Genomic DNA, 15,739 nt, shown 5'->3' on the forward strand with positions numbered 1-15,739 from the left:
GTGGAAGACCCGCGACTCCTGCTCGCCCGCGTCCTCGACTTCGCCGAACACCACGAGGGCATCGAAGCCGTCGTCCAAACGGGATCACGAGCGCGCGGCCTGCGCGTCGACTCCTTGTCCGACTTGGACATCGAGCTGATCGGCCCCGGCGCGCCGCTGCTCGCCGGAGACGACGAGTGGCTGGCCGCCATCGCCCCGACACTGGTCAGCATCCACCTCGACAACGAGGAAGACGACGAACCCGGCTGGCCGACCTGCCTCGCCGTCTTCGCCGAGGGCCGCAAGGTCGACTTCACACTGGCCGGAACCGAGCGGCTGGTGGCGATGAGGGAACACGGTCTCGACGAGCTGTACGGCCGTGGGTACGTGGTTCACTTCGACCGCACCGGGATCGCTGCCGAGCTGTCCCCTTCGCACCCCACGCCGCCCGTCCGCGAAGCGCCGGACGCCGAGGACTTCGAGGTCAACCAGCGGGAGTTCTGGTTCGAAGCCACCCAGGTCCCGATCTACGCCGCGCGCGGCGACCTGTGGCCCGCGCTGAGCAGACTGGCCGAGATCCGCGACCTGATGCTGACGATGCTCGAGTGGTACGCGGCAACGGGATCCGAGCCCGTCGACACCTGGCACAACGGACACCACATCGCCGAATGGCTCGGCGCGGACCACTCCCGGATCCCCGAGACGTTCGCCCGGTACGAAGCGGACGACATCATCCGCGCCCTGCGTGCCGCCGCGGACCTCTACGCGGACGTCGCCACGGCGACAGGCAAAGCGCTTGCGTTGCCGGTACTGGAACTACACGACCGCGTCCTGGCGCACGTCGACGCCGTGTACAACGCTAACGGCCGCCGATGAACAGCGACTGAACGATCCGGCCGCAGTCGCCGTTCTCGTCGGACAGTTCACCGACGGCCAACCCCGAACCCCCGGGGCTGACGTTGGTGGCGGTCCGCATGCAGAACCACTCGCCCACCGGCCGGCGATGCAACGCGACCGTCACGTCGGTGTTGATCACGAACTGCCGCCGGTAGTCCACCTCGAATCCCATGGCCCAGCTCGCGTCGGCCAAGGTGAGCACCCGGGTCAACGGGGTGTCATGCTCGCCATCGACCAGGGGGATCCGCTGCCGTGCCCAGGCTCCACCGGGCCCGGACGTGTCGAAGGAACCGCCGTCGAGGAAACGCCACTCGATGGCCGAGAGGTACCCGTCGACGTGCGCGCCCGACATGCCGTGATCCGGTTGCGGCCCGGGGATCCCCGGCGGCGCCGGGTCCTGGCGCACCTCGGGCGTGTCGTCCGGACTGGGCGCCAACCGCCACGCCCGCGCGAGCATCACCGGTTCACCGTCGGACAGCAACTCGCCTTCCAGCAGATCGGTCCGCCCACCGGAACGCAGCGCACGGACGTCCACCCGGATGTCGCCGACCGGCACCGGCTTCGGGATCTCCACGGTGATCCGCGCGACGCGCAGGTCCGTCCGGCCACCGAAGCGCTCGAACGCCATGCCGAGCAACGCTGACGGCGGCCCGGCGTGCTGTGTCCGTTCGCTCCAGGGACCGGCCGTCGCCGGGCTGCTCGCGTACCGACCGTCTCCCAGGTCCTGGTAGAACGCCGTCTCTCCCATATCCGGATCTTAGACAACCGACCGGGGGCAAGTGATCCTCACCGCCATGACCGGCGACTATGTACGGGACCACCGTAAGGCATGCGTGAAGTGGTGACGGCTGAAAGTGGGAATCCACAGCAGACACACCACGACCACCGAGAGCGCCCACCCGGTGACGAGGTCGGCCCGGACCTCCAGCGACGGGTACGAAACGAAAACGAAGTACCGGCCGACCGCCTGGAAAACCAGCAGCACGGTGATGGCGACCCGGCTCCACCGCCGTCCCGTGTAGACGGCCGCGGCCAGCCAGATGTAGAGCACCGCACTGACCGGGTGGTAGATGGTGCCGGGGTTGAACCCGGCCGTCTCAGGCGCTGCCAACAGCCGCCATAAGTCCTGCACCACAACGGTGATGTGGTTGAACGCGTGCGCGCCGATCCCGGCGGACGCGACTACCACCCATGGCGGCGTGGGTTTTCCTGCCTGATCGTGCATGGCCACCTCCGGGGCGTGTCATCGGGGTTCTGACACTCCGTTGACACGAGCAAGGCCGTGGCCCGCCGCATGAGCCAGGTCACACCGTCGCGCGGGTGAGCGCGGTGTCGGCGGCGGCCAGGATGGTGCTGAACGTGCGCGTGATCATGCGTTTGGCCAGCACTCGTGTGACGAATGGGCCGATGAGGGGAATCTTGGCTTCGGCGCGGGTTGTCCATACGACGTGGGTTCCGCCGTCGACCTCGGCGAAAGTCATGCGTCCCAGCTCGTGGCGTGACGCGGGCACGCTGCGGTCGACGACGTATTCGGTGACGTAGGGCGGTTCGTAGCGGGTGATGCGTTCGCGGAAGTACCCGATTGTCCACAGGTGCACGCGAACCGCGCCGACGCCGTAGGGCGCGTCCGCGCCGGGCCGGTCCAACCGGCACCGCAGGATCGTCCTGGCCGCGGTGTAGTTGGTGGTCGTGGTGAGCCAGGCGAAGACGTCCTGGATCGGCGCGGCGATGACACGTTCGACCGTGATGGTTTCCACGGTTACCTCTCTCCTCGGCTGAGCGGGCGCACGGGTTCGGCGTGGGACAGCTTGTCGGGGTTGCGAACCCCGTACAGGCCGGTGATCAGGCCATTGTGGATCTCGAAGGCCAGCAGCCAGTCGAGCCCGGCGTCACCGGCCAGGAAACGCACCGCGGGCAGCCCGTTGTAGGTGGCGAACTCGAAGTCCGCGATGCCGGAACGCGCCGTGCGGATCGCGAACCGGGCGACCTCCTCGCGACCGGTGACCGGACGACGCGCCGCGATCACCTTCCCGCCACCGTCGGCGAACTGGACGACATCGGGGGCCATCAGGTCCATCAGCGCCTCCATCCGCCCGGTCGACGCCGCGTGCAGGAACCGCTCGGCCACATCACGGGCGGCTTCGCTGTCGGGCTCGAACCGGCGGCGGCGCGCGTGCACGTGTTCGCGTGCCCTGTGCGCCACCTGCCGGACGGCCGCCTCCGTCTTGCCGACCGACGCGGCGATCTCGCCGTGGCTGTAGCCGAACACCTCGTGCAGCACGAAAACCGCGCGCTCGGTGGGGTTCAGCGTCTCCAGGACGAGCATCATGGCCATCGACACCGACTCAGCGAGAACGGCGTCCTCACTCACGTCCGGCGCCGTACGGACCGGCTCGGGCAACCACGTGCCGACATAGTCCTCACGGCGTGCTTTGGCGGAGCGCAGTTGATTGAGTCCTTGCCGCGTCACCAGGCGTACGAGGTACGCACGGGGGTGTTCGACTGTCGCCTGGTCGACTCCGCTCCACCGGATGTAGCTCTCCTGCAGCACGTCCTCGGCGTCGGCGACGCTGCCGAGCAGTTCGTAGGCGATCGTGAACAGCAGTGCGCGGTGCGTGGCCCACGCGTCTTCGGACATCGCCGCCTCCTTGATGGGCTGTTCCGGCTGGTCACCATCGAGACACAAGGCACAGCCGGAACGTGACACCCCACGGCGTGTTCCGCGTCACAGGAAGAAGTCCGCCAGGGCGCGTGCGACTGCCTCCGGTGCCTCCTCGGCCATTGCCGTAGTCAACGAGGTGTGGGGTGTTCACGCTCTGCTCCCGCACGACGCCGTGCGAGGATGACGCCCATGACGCACCCGTCCGCGCGGCAGGTCGAACTGCTCGAAGGGGCCTACCGGTACGTGCTGGAGCACGGGATCGGCGAGTTGTCCCTGCGTCCGCTGGCGGCGGCGATCGGTTCCAGCCCACGGGTGTTGCTCTACCTGTTCGGCAGCAAGGAAGGGCTGCTCCGCGCGTTGCTCGCCCGTGCGCGTGCGGACGAGTTGGGGTTGCTCGCACGGGTGGACCGGCACGATCTCGGTGCGTTGCCGGACGTGGGACGGGCGGTCTGGTCGTGGCTGGTGTCCGTCGAGCACCGGGCGCTGTTGCGGCTCTGGGTCGAGGCGTACTCCCGTTCGCTGGTCGACCCGGACGGGCCGTGGGGCAGTTTCGCGCGTTCGACGGTCGAGGACTGGCTGGCGGTCCTGGCCGCGGCGCAGTCCCCGGCCGAGCGGGACACCCCGGACGGTCGGGCCGAGCGGACTCTGGTTCTCGCCGTGTTGCGTGGCGCGTTGCTCGACGTGCTCGCGACCGGTGATGTGGAACGGGTTTCCGCCGGTGTGGACCGGTACTTGACGAAGATCAGCTGACGGGCCATTTCGGCGTGGCCGGGGCACTGTCCGGCAGGGCCGTCCAATCCGCACGCACCGGGGAGTACACCTCGGCGACCACGGCGCCTTCCGGTCCCACTGTGACGTGGTGTGGCACGTTCGCCAGGATTCGCCACGTGTCACCGGGGCCGCGGTCCTTGGTCTCGCCGCCGACCGTGAAGCGCACGTGACCGCTGATGACGAACCCCAACTGCTCGTTGGCGTGCTGGTGGGCGGGCACTACGCTGCCGGGCTCCAGTTCGACGATCGCCATCGTGACCAGTTCGCTGGTTACGACCCGTGCTGTCACGTTGTCCCAGATCTGTTTGACGGGCATCGCGGCCAGCTCGCCGAAGGTGTCGCTCATGCCTCCCCCTCCCGACTGAACCGTTCGTTTCAGTAAACTGCCACGATCGTTTCACCAGATGGCTGTCGACGCAACCCACAGGTCAGGAACACGCCGGACCGGCGGTGAACAGCACCGCGGGGAACGCGGTCTCGTCGAGCCCGAGCAACTCGGTGACCGCCGCGTCGTCGAAACCCGCCACGGCACAGCACGCGATCCCCGCGGACGCGGCGACGAGATACAGGTTCTGCGCCAGGATCCCCGCGTCGACGTGCACAGTGCGGTAGTGCCGGATCGGGTACTTCGCCAACGTGACGTCCAGGCGGGCGACGACAGCGAGGACGACCGCGGCACGGGTGGCGAACTCGGGCTGGACCAGGACCGAGCGCAACGCCCGCGTGGGGTCGCCGAGCCGCAGCGCGGACAGCGTCCCGGCCGAGCGGTCATATCGGTGTACACCGGCGGGAACGCCGGCGACATCGCGCGCGATGGCGTAGATGTCCAGCGAGGGCAGTCCGCCCGCGGACGGTGCCATGTTGAACCGGTGCCCCCGTGTCACCCGCTGCGGACCGGCCGCCCAGCCCAACAGGTGCGCGATGTCCTGTGTAGACAGAGGCCCGGCGCCGTAGGAGTACGCCGATCGTCGCCGGGTCAACGCGTCGGCCAGGCTCGTGTCGAACGGTCGGCGGGCGGGAAGCTGAACCGTCCCGTCGCCTGGGACAAGGCCGTCAGCGTCCAGCGAACCGGCAGGCGGGCCGTTGAGGAACGAGTGCACACGGGCAAGCGGTTCGCTCATGCGTTGCGCCGCAACACTGGCGTGATCCACGCGGCCGCGACTCCGAGCGCCAGGACAGCGAGCCCGATGGCCAGACCTCCGCGCGGTCCCCAGTTGACCGACACCGCACCGGCCACCGCCGCCCCGACCGGCTGTCCGATCCCCCACGACAGCATCCGGCACGTGGTGTTGACCCTGGACTGCAGTTCCGCGGGAATCTCCTGCTGACGGAAGGTGATCGCGTTGAGCACGACCGTGGAATGGGCCGCGCCCCACAGCATCGCCGCGGGCAGGGCGACGAGCCAGTACGTGCTGGCCAGGACGAGCCCGCCGCACGCCAACGAGGTCGGCAACGCACCCAGCGTCACGCGGGCGGGACCGAACCGCCTGCTCAGCACCGGCACCAGCCGTGACGCCGCCAACCCGCCCAATCCCCAACAGCTGAACAGGAACGCGAGCCGGAGATCACCGGAAGGCGCTATGCCCAGCACCTTGTCGGCCCACGGCACGAGCATCGCCACCCAGGCGCCACCGGCCACGGCGTGTGTCGTCCCCACCAGGGTGAGGGTGCGCACGACCTTGTTCCGCCACAGGAACCTCAACCCTGTGGCGATGTCCACCTTCGCCCGCACGGGCATGGACAGGGGCGCGCGAATCCCCGCGATCAGCACCGCCGCCGCCACCGCCGTGACCACGTTGACGCTGATCAGGGGCGCCGGCGGCGCCAGCGATGCCACGAGCAGTCCGGCGAGCGCGGGGACGAACAGTTCGATCGACGTACTGGCCGCGTACAGGGTGGCGAACGCCGAGGTCAGCCGTTCCTTGCCGACCAGGGTGGGCAGGGCGCCGAAGTTGGCGGCGTCGAAGAACACGAAGCACGTCTGCACGACGAAACCGACGACGATCACCTGCGTCGCGGTCAGAACCCCGCTGTACCAGGCGATCGGGATGCTGGCCAGCGCGAGGCCGGTGACGACCTCGAGGCGGACCATCATCTCCCGCCGCCGGACCCGGTCGGCCACCGCGCCCGCCAGCAGGCCGAACACCAGGTACGGCGCCGCCTCCGTCGCGGCGACCGCGGCCGTCCAGCCCGACGACCCGGTCAGCTGGTAGACCAGCACCGGAAGGGCGACAAGGGAGACGAGGCTGCCGGTCAACGACACGACGCGGGCGGCGAGGTAATGCCGGAAATCCCGATCCGCCCTCAGGTCCACACGTGTCTCCGCTGATGCCACCCGCGCAGCCTAACGAAAACAGTTACCGTTTTCATCTGTGTCGACCGTCACATCCCCTCAGGTGTTGAAAATGGTTGTCATGTGTGGCTGGGTAGAGAGGGAATGCGACAACGAGGGAGGTGACAACACATGAAGGACATCTTTGTGAGCGTCGAGGCCGAGCGGGCCCTGCCGCACAACTCCGCCAGCCACAGCAACGCGCTGGTCGAGAACCCGTTCGACGACAACGAAGAGTGATCTGACACGGTGCCGCCCAACCCGGGCGGGCGGCACCGTGCCCACCCCACACACCGAAAGAGGTGCCATGTCCTCCGGCAACGAGGGATTACGGCCGGGGGCCGCGCTGTTCCCCAGTCCACGCAACGGAATGGCGTTGCGCGACGCCAACGGGAACCTGTTCGACCTCGCGTTGGACGAGGACACGTCCGCCGCCGTACGAGCCGCGTTGATCGGGAACGGGCAACCACCGGACGAACTCGCCGCGTTCCGCGCGGCGGGCCACCTGGGCCAACGGCGTCCTTGGCCGCACGAACGCGCCAGGATCGGCGTCCTCGCCGAACCGGCGATCGCCCAGGCATTGACCGCCCACCTCCGGCGCGCGGGCGCGATTCCCGTGCCTGTCAACGCCGACGCCGTCGACGCGACCGAAGTCCACGCCGTGTGCGCGGTGCACGACGGCCCGGCGCCGACGTGGTGGAGCGAGCTCGATTCGTTGTTGAACAGAGGAATCGGGTGGCAGCGGGTGTACCGGGAAGGACGTCACGTCCTGTTCGAACCGGTCGCGGACGACCTGCCGCACGCGGACGTCCGGGCACGCAGGCTCGCCGCGGCGGGATCCGGCCACGAACACCTCGAAACGTACTGGACCAGTTGTGCCACCGAAGAAGCCGTCCTGGGCGACGAGCGCATGACCGCCGCCGAGATCGTGCTCGTGTGCGCCATGGCCGCCCAGGACCTGGAACGCTGGGCACGGGGTACGGACCACCGCGAGAGCTCGTTCGTGCCCGAGGCGATCCCGGCCAGTCGACGGCTGCGCGTCATGGACCTGGACACGTTCGCGATCGGCGATCATCCCGTTCTGCCGGTGCCTCCGTGCGCCCCATAGCCCTCCCCATAACCCTCACTGTGCCCGGCGCGGACCTCGCGCTTACTGTGGTCGAGGCCGCCGCGCCCGGTCCGGTCGTGCTGATCAGAACGCCGTACGGCAGGCAGCATCACCTCGCCGAGGCCGATGCATGGGCCAGGCATGGTTTCCCCTGCGTAGTCGGCGATGTCCGCGGCCGCTTCGAGTCCACTGGCGAATTCCAGCCGTATCGGCACGAACGGGCCGACGGCGCGGCGGTGGTCGACTGGATCACCCGGCAGCCCTTCTGCGACGGCCAGGTCCTCCCGGTCGGCGGATCCTACGCGGCCTACTGCGCGATCACAGCCGCCCTTGCCAGGCAGGACAAGGTGCTAGGGGTCATCGCGGCCGTTCCCGCGCTGGGCGCGGGCGAGACCGTCCGTGAGCCAGGCGGCGCGGCGCGACTGGCCTGCCGAGTCGGCTGGTGGTCCGAACACGGTGACACACGACTCCCCCGGCCACCTCGGGACACCAGTGACCTGGTGACGCGAACACCTGTCAGCGACATCCATCTGAAGTCGGTGGGCTGGCAGCGGTTATGGACCGCACCCCGGCGAGACCCAGGACTGTGGAACCAGATCCCCACCACCAGGGTCCCGTTGCTAGCCGTCGGCGGCCTCGTCGACCCGTTCGCCGCCGACACCGTCGAACTGGCACGATCCTGGGGCGGTGCGACCCGACTGCTGATGGGGCCCTGGGGGCACGAGTTGGACACGCGCCGAGCCCTCGGCCACAAGATCGGCAAGACCTACCTGGACTGGGTGCACGCGCTGGACCGGCTGCATGGGCACAAGGAGCTGATCGCCGTCACCGACGAAGGTCACTGGCGGCCGATCGCCGCATCACACGAGCGATTCGACCTGGTGGTCGAGCAAGCCGGGTTCGTGGCGGACCCTGACCGGCCCTATCCGGAACACCGTGAGCACAACCACGCGGTGCTGCGAACCACTCTCCCGGAAGGCGAGATCCGCGGCCCGTTCGCTGTCGAGCTGACCACCGAGGTGGACTGTGCCGACGCGGACTGGTTCGTGCACGTGTGGCTGGGCGGAACCTATCTGGGCCACGGGGTGCGGCGAATCCGTGACGGCGCCAAGCAGTTCACGGTGGACTGCCCGCCCGCGGGTGTGAAAGTGACGGCGAACGCTGAACTGACGGTCGAGATCGCCGGGCACAACTGGCCACGGCACGCCCGCAACCCGCACACCGGCCAGGACCCCTTCACCGCCACCGAACTGCTGCCCAGCACCAGGGCAGTACTCGCCGCGACGGTTGTCCTGCCGTGGGCGTGGGACGACACGGACGCCGTACGAGCCGAGGAGATCGCCGCGTGACACTGACCACCGAATCCCTGATCGATCCGCTGACCGGCGTCGTCCGGCGGCTCGTCGACGTCGAACCCGTGCCTGGCATGCCATCGAGCTACCTGGGTGTGACGGCCGAGGTGGCCGACGCCCGCAGGCTCGGGGCGTGGCCCGCCGACCGGGTCAGCCTGGGCACCAGCTTCGGCGACCCCCAGACCGCCCGTGCGGCGGCACTGGGCGAGGCCGTGGAACGCTACTGCGGCAACCGGGTGCCACCTGGCCTGCGCGTGGCGAGCGCCCGGGAACTGGCCGCGGAAGGCCACAGGCTCTTCGGGCCCGCCGATCTGCCGTTCTTCGCGAACTGGCAGTACGAGGTGGAGCGGTTCCCGTACCGGTACTTCGACGAGAACCTCGAAATCACCTGGGCGCAGGGTATCGAGAACGGCGAACCGTGCTACGCACCCGCGTCCTGGGTGTACCTGAACTACCACACCAGCGCACGGCGCAGGCAACCACGACTGCACCACCTGAACTACGCGGGCATCGCGACCGGCGTCGGCGCGGATGACGCGTTCGAACGCGGCCTGCTGGAGCTCGTGGAACGCGACGCGCTCGAACTGTGGTGGCATCTGGGCGCCCCGACGACAGGCATCGACATCGCGTCGGTTCCCGGGCTGCCGGAACGGCTCGCCGGTTCGCGGCTACAAGTCCACCTCGTGCGGTTGCCCAGTGAGCACCCGGTGTCGGTGGTCGCGGCCGTCGTGATCGACCCGGAGACCGGGATCGTCGGCGGCGGTGGGGCCGCCCGGTTCGACCCGGTGCACGCCTGCACCAAGGCGGTGCTGGAAGCGGTGCACACGTGGGTGTTCACGCTGGGCCTGCTGGACAAGTCGGGGTGGGTGTTCCAGGCGATCGACGCGGGTGTGCTGGCCGAAGGGCTTTACCTGCCCCACCGGGACGATCGCGGCTACCTCGCCGACGCGGGCGAGAACTTCCGGCGTGTCCGTGACCTCGGCGCACAGGTGCAGATCTGGCTGGACCCGGCCGTGCAGGATCAGTGGCTGCACAGGTTCACGCACCCGTCGTCCCACATGGACGCCGCGCAACTGCCGACCGGTGACCTGGCCGCGCTCACCGCGAGCCTGGCAGGCAACCGGATCGCCGCGTTCGACCTGACCACACCGGATGTCGCGGAAACGCCGCTGCGGGTGGTCCGGGTGTGCGCCACCGGGCTCGTTCCCAACGCGCCCGCCGCGTTCCGGTACCTGGGCCTGCCGCGCTGGCAGCAGGTGATCGACGCCCGGGGCTGGGACAGCGGTCTGGTCCTGGTTCCACCACCGTTCCTGTAGGGAGAGAAAGGCTGTACATGATCGAGGTTGGACTGGCATCGGTGACCCTGCGGCACAAGTCCGCCGCCGACGTGGCCGCCATCGCCGCCGACGCGGGGCTGGGGGTCGTGGAGTGGGGCGGTGACATCCACGTCCCGGCCGGTGACCTGGCGGCAGCGGCCCAAGCGCGCAAGCTCTGTGACGACAACGGACTCGTGGTCGGGACGTACGGCTCGTACCACAAGCCGGGCGACAGCGACCCGGCCGAGTTCCCCGCACTGGTCCAGACCGCTGTGGAACTCGGGGCACGGCGCATCCGGGTCTGGGCGGGGACCCGGGCGTCCGCCGACGCGGCACCGCACTACCGCGCCGAGGTGACGTCCGCGCTCCGGCGGTGCGCCGATGTCGCCGGGGAGCAAGGGATCCCGGTCACGGTCGAGTACCACGTGGAGTCGCTGACCGACGACATCGACTCGGCGCTGGCGATGTACGTCGAAGCGGGCTCGACCGACCTGGTGGCGCACTGGCAGCCGCGGCAATCCCCGATCGTCGGGCAGTGCCTGGCCGAGGTGCGTGCCCTGCTGCCCGCGTTGGCCTCGGTGCACGCGTTCTCGTGGGGTCCCGACGGGTACACCGAGCGGCTTCCCCTTGCCGCGCGGGAGGACCTCTGGCGTCCGGTCGTCGAACTGTTGACCACGAAGGACACCGTCGAGATCCTGCTCGAATTCGTGGAAGACGACGACGTCGACGCGGTGGTCCGTGACGCCACGACGTTGCGTCAGCTCACGGCGGTGTCGTAGGAACACATCGGCTTGCCGGTGAGGTCGTCCCGCCACACGCGTCCCTTCACGCCGAAGACGGCGTGCAGCAGTTCGGCGTCGACGACCTCATCGGCGGGCCCGTGCGTGTGGACCACTCCGTCGCGCAAGGCGACGATCCGGTCGGCGTACCTCGCGGCCTGGCTGAGGTCGTGCAACACCGTCACCACCGTGAGCCCGCGTTCCCGCTGCAACCGGCGTACCAGCTCCAGCACTTCGAGCTGGTGCCGCACATCGAGGTAGGTCGTCGGTTCGTCCAGCAGCAGCACAGGTGCGTCCTGTGCCAATGCCAACGCCAGCCTGGCGCGTTGCCGTTCACCACCGGACAGGCGATCCACCTGCGCGTCGGCCAGGTCGAGCATCGCCGTGTCGGCCATCGCCGTGTGCTCGGCCTTGTCCTGACCGTTGGCCAACATGCCCAACGGGCCGCGCACGGCGTATCGTCCTTGCCGCACAAGCTGCCTGACCGTCATGGCGCCGACAGGTGGCATCGACTGGGACAGCACAGCCACCCGGCGCGCGACCTCCCTGCGGGACAGTGCGGTCAACGGCTTTCCCTGAATGGTGACGACACCGTCGGCCGGGGTGTGCAGGCCAGCGAGCACCCGCAGCAACGTCGACTTGCCGCACCCGTTGCGGCCGACCAGACCCAGCCACGTGCCCTGCTCCACCGTGACCGAGACCTTGTCCAGCACTGTTTTCGGGCCGAAACGAACCGTGATGTCCGTCGCTTCGATCATCGTGCTCCTCCGACTGTCGCGGTGGACGTCCGTTTGGCCACCCGCACCATCACCACCGCACCGGCCACCGCCGTGATCGCACCGGCGGGAAGATTCGCGTTCTGCGCCACGATGTCGGCGGCTGACACCGTCGCCGCGCCGACGACAGCGGCAACCGGCAACGCGATCCGTTGATCGCTGCCGACCAACGCACGTGCGGCGTGCGGCGCCAGCAAACCCACGAACACCAACGCGCCTGTCGAGGCGGCCGCCGCCGACGTGGTCAGCACAGCCAGCATCAGGACCACGATCCGCCACGGGACCACCGACACACCGACGGCTTTGGCGTGGTCGTCGTCGACCGCGAGCACGCCGAGAACAGCCGTCACGAGCAACGCGCCGCCGAGACCGACGACGAGGCACGGCCACAACGCCGACCAATGTTCCCAGCTCCGCCCGTTCAGGCTGCCCACCAGCCACCGGGTCATCGCGCCCGCCAGTTGCGGGCGAGCGGTGAGCAGGATCAACGTCAACCCGGACAGCACGGCCGACAGCAGGATGCCGATCACGGCGAGCCGCAAGGGATCCGACCCGCCCACCGACGCCACCAGCCAGAGCACTCCCCCGCCGAGCAACCCGCCGAGCAGCGCCACGACGACCATTCCCGTCGGCGACGAGACGTCCCCGCCGAGGGTCGTGGCGACCACCGCACCCAGGATCGCCCCCGACCCGACGCCGGTGACCTCCGGAGACGCCAACGGGTTGCGCAACGTCGACTGCAGGACCATGCCCGCGATCCCCAGGCACGCCCCGGCGCCCAGCCCGACGAGGACGCGGGGCGCCCGCAGCTCGACGATGATCTTGTTCCCGTCGGCCAGCGCGGACCACGCCTCGGCCGGCGACATCGACGACCCGGTGAGCAGCTGGACGAACGCGAGCGCGGCCGTGACCACGATCAACACCCCGAGCCATCTCATCCGCGCACACGCTTTCGCCTGCGCAACAACACAAAGACTCCTACGGTGACGCCAATGGCCGCGGTCAGCCCGCCAACAGGCAGCTCGACCGGGTACAGCACGGTCCGTGCGGCCAGGTCCGCGGCGACGACGAGCAACGCGCCGAACACCATGGACCAGTGCGCCGACGCCGTGGACACGAGACGGGCCAGTTGCGGTGCGAGGAATCCGATCCACGCGATCGGCCCGCAGAACCCGACCACGACAGCGATCAACAGGCACGCGACCGTGAGCACCAGGACCCTGGCTCGACCGGCGTTCAACCCGGCGGACGCCGCCGTCTCGTCACCTAGCCGCAACACCTTCAACGCGGGCAGGCACAACACCGACAGCGGAGCGATCACAGCCAGGCCCACGCCCACCACCAGGACATCGGTCCAGTCAGTGCCCGTCAGCGACCCCAACAGATACCTGACCAGGACGCCCTGGTCACGTGAGTCGGCGAGTGCCGCCGCTGCCAGCAGCACCGCCTGCAACGCCGCACTCACGGCCGCACCGACAAGCAGCGTGGCCTCGGGACCGACCGCGCCACGTACCGCCAGGAGCGTCAGCGCCGCACCGACGGCCGCGCCGACAAGCGCGGGGAGCAAGGGCGCCCCGGGCACGTTCAGTCCGAACACGACGCAGATGGTGACAGCGGCAGCCGAACCTCCGGACACCCCGAGCAGTTCCGGCACGGCCAACGGGTTGCGCAACGATTCCTGGAGCATCAGACCGGCGACACCCAGGGCTCCGCCCGCCAGCAGTCCGAGCGCCAGCCGGGGCGCCCGGACCTCGGCCACGACGATCTGCTCCAGCCCGGACAACTGGAAAAGCCGGTTGATCCCCACGAAGGGCGTGCCCAGCATCAGCGAGCCGACAATCAGCACGCCCGCGAGAACAACCCATGCGGCTCGGGTCAATTCCCGGGGACCTTGGCGACGGCCTCGTCGATGACGGCGGTGAGACTGCGGGTGCCGCGGCCGGACCCCCACAGCTTCGCGTGCATCTCGTAGACGTGTCCGTGCTGGACGGCCGGGATCTGGCGCCACACGGCGTTGTCCGCGAGTTGGGCGCTGAGCGTCCGGTCCTTGTCGGAGAACAGCAAGGAGTACACGAACACCACGTCCGGCTGTTTGGCCAGCAGCTCTTCGACGCTGTAGTTGCTCGCGGTCGCCGCGTCCGTTCCCTTGGCGGGGAACGGGTACGTGAACAGCTGACCGAGCAGGTCGCCCTTGAGGGACTGGTTGGTGTCCACACCGATCGAGTCGGCGCTGCCGTACATCAGCAGGGCCTTCCGCTTGGCCTTGCCGTTCTGGTGCGTTGCCGTGACCGCTGCGGCGAGCTTGTCACGGAAGCGCTGTTCGGCGCGCATGGCGGCGTCCGTGCGGCCGGTGAGGGCGCCGAGCGCCCGCAAGGACTCCAGGGACTGCTGCCAGGTCGCCGGTTCCACCAGCCACAGCGGCGCGAACTTCTCGATCGCCGGGCGCAGCGGGTCGTGCACGCCAGGCAGGCCGATCACGAGGTCCGGTCGCAGCGCGCCGATGCTCTCGACGTCCTCCGACCCGAAGCTGCCCTTGACCACCGGCACAGCGGATCCACGGTCGCCCAGCAGCGCGGGATGCGTCAGCAGTGTGGGGTTGCTCGTCGCGGTGGGGACGATGTCCAGTTCCGTCAGCACGTCGTCGCACAGGCCGTTCAGGCAGACGATGCGTTCCGGCGCCTTGGGCAGCTTCAGTTCACGGCCCCCGACGGCGACCGTGAGACCGGCGGCCAGTGGCTGGACTGTCCGGTCGATGACCGGGGCGTCCGCCCTCGGGGCGGTGGGTCCGCCATCGGCGGCGGGGGTCGAGCACCCCGCGACCAGCAGACCAACGGCTAACAGGGCCACTCGTTTCACGATCGATCCTCACCTCAGTTGGAAACGATCGTCATTATCGTGTTCAACACGGGCGGGGTCAAGAACCCCGGGTCAGGTAGGGCTACCTCCACCAGTGGTTGGGGTGTTCGCTAGGTTCCGAGCAGGTGGCCCGGTGGACGAATCTCTTCCCATGACGTTCATGTCTCCGTCGCAGGGCCAGGCGACCCCTGTACCGACAACCGCGGTGTCGGCCAGAACGCAGCCGTGGCTGGTCATGTCGGCCGCGGCGATCTCATGGGGCGTGCTCGCGTTCGTCGTGCTGCACCTGGTCAGCGGTCGCAACCCGTTCCAGGACGCGGTGTCGTTCTACGCGTTCACCGACCAGGCGCCGGGCCTGCTGTCGGTCAGCATCCTGCTGGTGGCGATCGGCTCGGCGACGACCCTGGCAGCACTGAACTCGGCCGGGATTCCGCTCAGCCGCACCACCCGGGTGCTTTTCGGGTGCTGGTCAGGCGGCCTCGCACTGGCAGCCGCCTTCCCCGTCGCCTACGGAGAACTGTCGAGCGCACTGAGCGGCGAGATCCACCAGTACGCGTGCGTCGCGGCGTTCCTGAGCATCCCGGTTCTCGGTTTCTCCCTGCTCAAGCGGACACGGGGGATTCCCGGACTGACACGCAACCACGCCGCACTGACCCGCTGGACCCGCTACAGCGTGGCCGGTCTGGCGCTGTTCGGCCTCAGCTACCTGATCGCCAAGGTCCCGGCCTTCTCGGAGCTGAGCACGATCCTGCCCGTCGGCCTCACCCAGCGGATCACGCTCACCGTCGACATCGGCCTGCTCTACTCGACACTGCACCTCGCCCGCCGCGCCAGCACCCCCGTCACGGAGCCTTTCGAGACGGCACCCGAGTACGCGGACTTCGCCGCGGAACCCACGTCGGTCCGGTAGC

General features: G+C 69.1%; 19 protein-coding genes. 8 read left to right on the forward strand and 11 right to left on the reverse strand.

Going from position 1 to position 15,739, the window contains the following annotated elements; all coding sequences use genetic code 11:
• Entirely contained in the window at window positions 1-855 is an 855-nt protein-coding gene (locus tag ALI144C_RS41430; RefSeq protein WP_076992664.1) for an aminoglycoside 6-adenylyltransferase, read from the forward strand.
• On the opposite strand, the gene ALI144C_RS41435 is transcribed toward ALI144C_RS41430, so the two are convergent.
• The 4 genes from ALI144C_RS41435 to ALI144C_RS41450 form a co-directional block, all read right to left on the reverse strand.
• Window positions 839-1,624, reverse strand: a complete 786-nt coding sequence (locus ALI144C_RS41435) for a thioesterase family protein (protein ID WP_076992665.1) — start codon at window positions 1,622-1,624, stop codon at window positions 839-841. The genes ALI144C_RS41430 and ALI144C_RS41435 overlap by 17 nt on opposite strands.
• Window positions 1,625-1,681: 57 nt before the next feature.
• Window positions 1,682-2,101, reverse strand: coding sequence for a hypothetical protein (locus ALI144C_RS41440; protein ID WP_143231165.1), 420 nt, complete (start codon window positions 2,099-2,101; stop codon window positions 1,682-1,684).
• A gap of 79 nt (window positions 2,102-2,180) precedes the next feature.
• Window positions 2,181-2,633 (reverse strand): SRPBCC family protein, encoded by a 453-nt coding sequence (locus ALI144C_RS41445; RefSeq protein WP_076992667.1) that lies wholly within the window; start codon window positions 2,631-2,633, stop codon window positions 2,181-2,183.
• A gap of 2 nt (window positions 2,634-2,635) precedes the next feature.
• Entirely contained in the window at window positions 2,636-3,514 is an 879-nt protein-coding gene (locus ALI144C_RS41450) for an RNA polymerase sigma-70 factor (protein WP_076992668.1), read from the reverse strand.
• Window positions 3,515-3,727: 213 nt separating this feature from the next.
• Here ALI144C_RS41450 and ALI144C_RS58570 point away from each other — a divergent pair, with 213 nt between their 5' ends.
• A complete protein-coding gene (locus tag ALI144C_RS58570) occupies window positions 3,728-4,288 on the forward strand; it encodes a TetR/AcrR family transcriptional regulator (RefSeq protein ID WP_269086728.1) in 561 nt (186 codons plus the stop codon).
• Here ALI144C_RS58570 and ALI144C_RS41460 read toward each other — a convergent pair.
• From ALI144C_RS41460 to ALI144C_RS41470, 3 genes are all read right to left on the reverse strand, one after another.
• On the reverse strand, window positions 4,281-4,655 hold the full coding sequence (locus ALI144C_RS41460; RefSeq protein ID WP_083753835.1) for a cupin domain-containing protein: 375 nt from the start codon (window positions 4,653-4,655) through the stop codon (window positions 4,281-4,283). The genes ALI144C_RS58570 and ALI144C_RS41460 overlap by 8 nt on opposite strands.
• Window positions 4,656-4,737: 82 nt before the next feature.
• Entirely contained in the window at window positions 4,738-5,430 is a 693-nt protein-coding gene (locus ALI144C_RS41465; protein ID WP_076992670.1) for a SagB family peptide dehydrogenase, read from the reverse strand.
• On the reverse strand, window positions 5,427-6,644 hold the full coding sequence (locus tag ALI144C_RS41470; protein ID WP_237774562.1) for an MFS transporter: 1,218 nt from the start codon (window positions 6,642-6,644) through the stop codon (window positions 5,427-5,429). The genes ALI144C_RS41465 and ALI144C_RS41470 overlap by 4 nt, the downstream gene beginning before the upstream one ends.
• Window positions 6,645-6,773: 129 nt before the next feature.
• Between ALI144C_RS41470 and amiA the strand changes: the two genes are divergently transcribed.
• From amiA to ALI144C_RS41490, 5 genes are all read left to right on the forward strand, one after another.
• Window positions 6,774-6,881 carry a streptamidine family RiPP gene (amiA, locus tag ALI144C_RS58575; protein WP_269086729.1) on the forward strand — a complete coding sequence of 36 codons (108 nt, stop codon included), beginning with the start codon at window positions 6,774-6,776 and terminating at the stop codon, window positions 6,879-6,881.
• A gap of 67 nt (window positions 6,882-6,948) precedes the next feature.
• Window positions 6,949-7,749, forward strand: a complete 801-nt coding sequence (locus tag ALI144C_RS41475) for a hypothetical protein (RefSeq protein WP_076992672.1) — start codon at window positions 6,949-6,951, stop codon at window positions 7,747-7,749.
• A complete protein-coding gene (locus ALI144C_RS41480; protein ID WP_083753836.1) occupies window positions 7,737-9,098 on the forward strand; it encodes a CocE/NonD family hydrolase in 1,362 nt (453 codons plus the stop codon). Before ALI144C_RS41475 ends, ALI144C_RS41480 begins: the two co-directional genes overlap by 13 nt.
• On the forward strand, window positions 9,095-10,417 hold the full coding sequence (locus tag ALI144C_RS41485) for a YcaO-like family protein (protein ID WP_076992673.1): 1,323 nt from the start codon (window positions 9,095-9,097) through the stop codon (window positions 10,415-10,417). The genes ALI144C_RS41480 and ALI144C_RS41485 overlap by 4 nt, the downstream gene beginning before the upstream one ends.
• Window positions 10,418-10,434: 17 nt before the next feature.
• Complete coding sequence (locus ALI144C_RS41490) at window positions 10,435-11,196, forward strand: sugar phosphate isomerase/epimerase family protein (protein WP_076992674.1); 762 nt, start codon at window positions 10,435-10,437, stop codon at window positions 11,194-11,196.
• Here the strand turns inward: ALI144C_RS41490 and ALI144C_RS54955 are convergent.
• Genes ALI144C_RS54955 through ALI144C_RS41510 form a run of 4 tightly spaced genes read right to left on the reverse strand, consistent with a single transcriptional unit; the run spans window position 11,175 to window position 14,828 of the window.
• Window positions 11,175-11,954: an ABC transporter ATP-binding protein gene (locus tag ALI144C_RS54955; RefSeq protein WP_076992675.1), complete on the reverse strand. Its 780-nt coding sequence runs from the start codon at window positions 11,952-11,954 to the stop codon at window positions 11,175-11,177. The genes ALI144C_RS41490 and ALI144C_RS54955 overlap by 22 nt on opposite strands.
• Window positions 11,951-12,910, reverse strand: a complete 960-nt coding sequence (locus tag ALI144C_RS54960; protein WP_076992676.1) for a FecCD family ABC transporter permease — start codon at window positions 12,908-12,910, stop codon at window positions 11,951-11,953. The genes ALI144C_RS54955 and ALI144C_RS54960 overlap by 4 nt, the downstream gene beginning before the upstream one ends.
• Entirely contained in the window at window positions 12,907-13,851 is a 945-nt protein-coding gene (locus ALI144C_RS41505; protein ID WP_237774563.1) for a FecCD family ABC transporter permease, read from the reverse strand. Before ALI144C_RS41505 ends, ALI144C_RS54960 begins: the two co-directional genes overlap by 4 nt.
• Complete coding sequence (locus tag ALI144C_RS41510; RefSeq protein WP_237774564.1) at window positions 13,848-14,828, reverse strand: ABC transporter substrate-binding protein; 981 nt, start codon at window positions 14,826-14,828, stop codon at window positions 13,848-13,850. The genes ALI144C_RS41505 and ALI144C_RS41510 overlap by 4 nt, the downstream gene beginning before the upstream one ends.
• A gap of 151 nt (window positions 14,829-14,979) precedes the next feature.
• Here ALI144C_RS41510 and ALI144C_RS41515 point away from each other — a divergent pair, with 151 nt between their 5' ends.
• On the forward strand, window positions 14,980-15,738 hold the full coding sequence (locus ALI144C_RS41515; protein ID WP_076992679.1) for a DUF998 domain-containing protein: 759 nt from the start codon (window positions 14,980-14,982) through the stop codon (window positions 15,736-15,738).
• Window position 15,739 lies beyond the last annotated feature (1 nt).

It is taken from the genome of Actinosynnema sp. ALI-1.44 (genome assembly GCF_001984155.1).
Classification (GTDB): Bacteria; Actinomycetota; Actinomycetes; order Mycobacteriales; family Pseudonocardiaceae; genus Kibdelosporangium.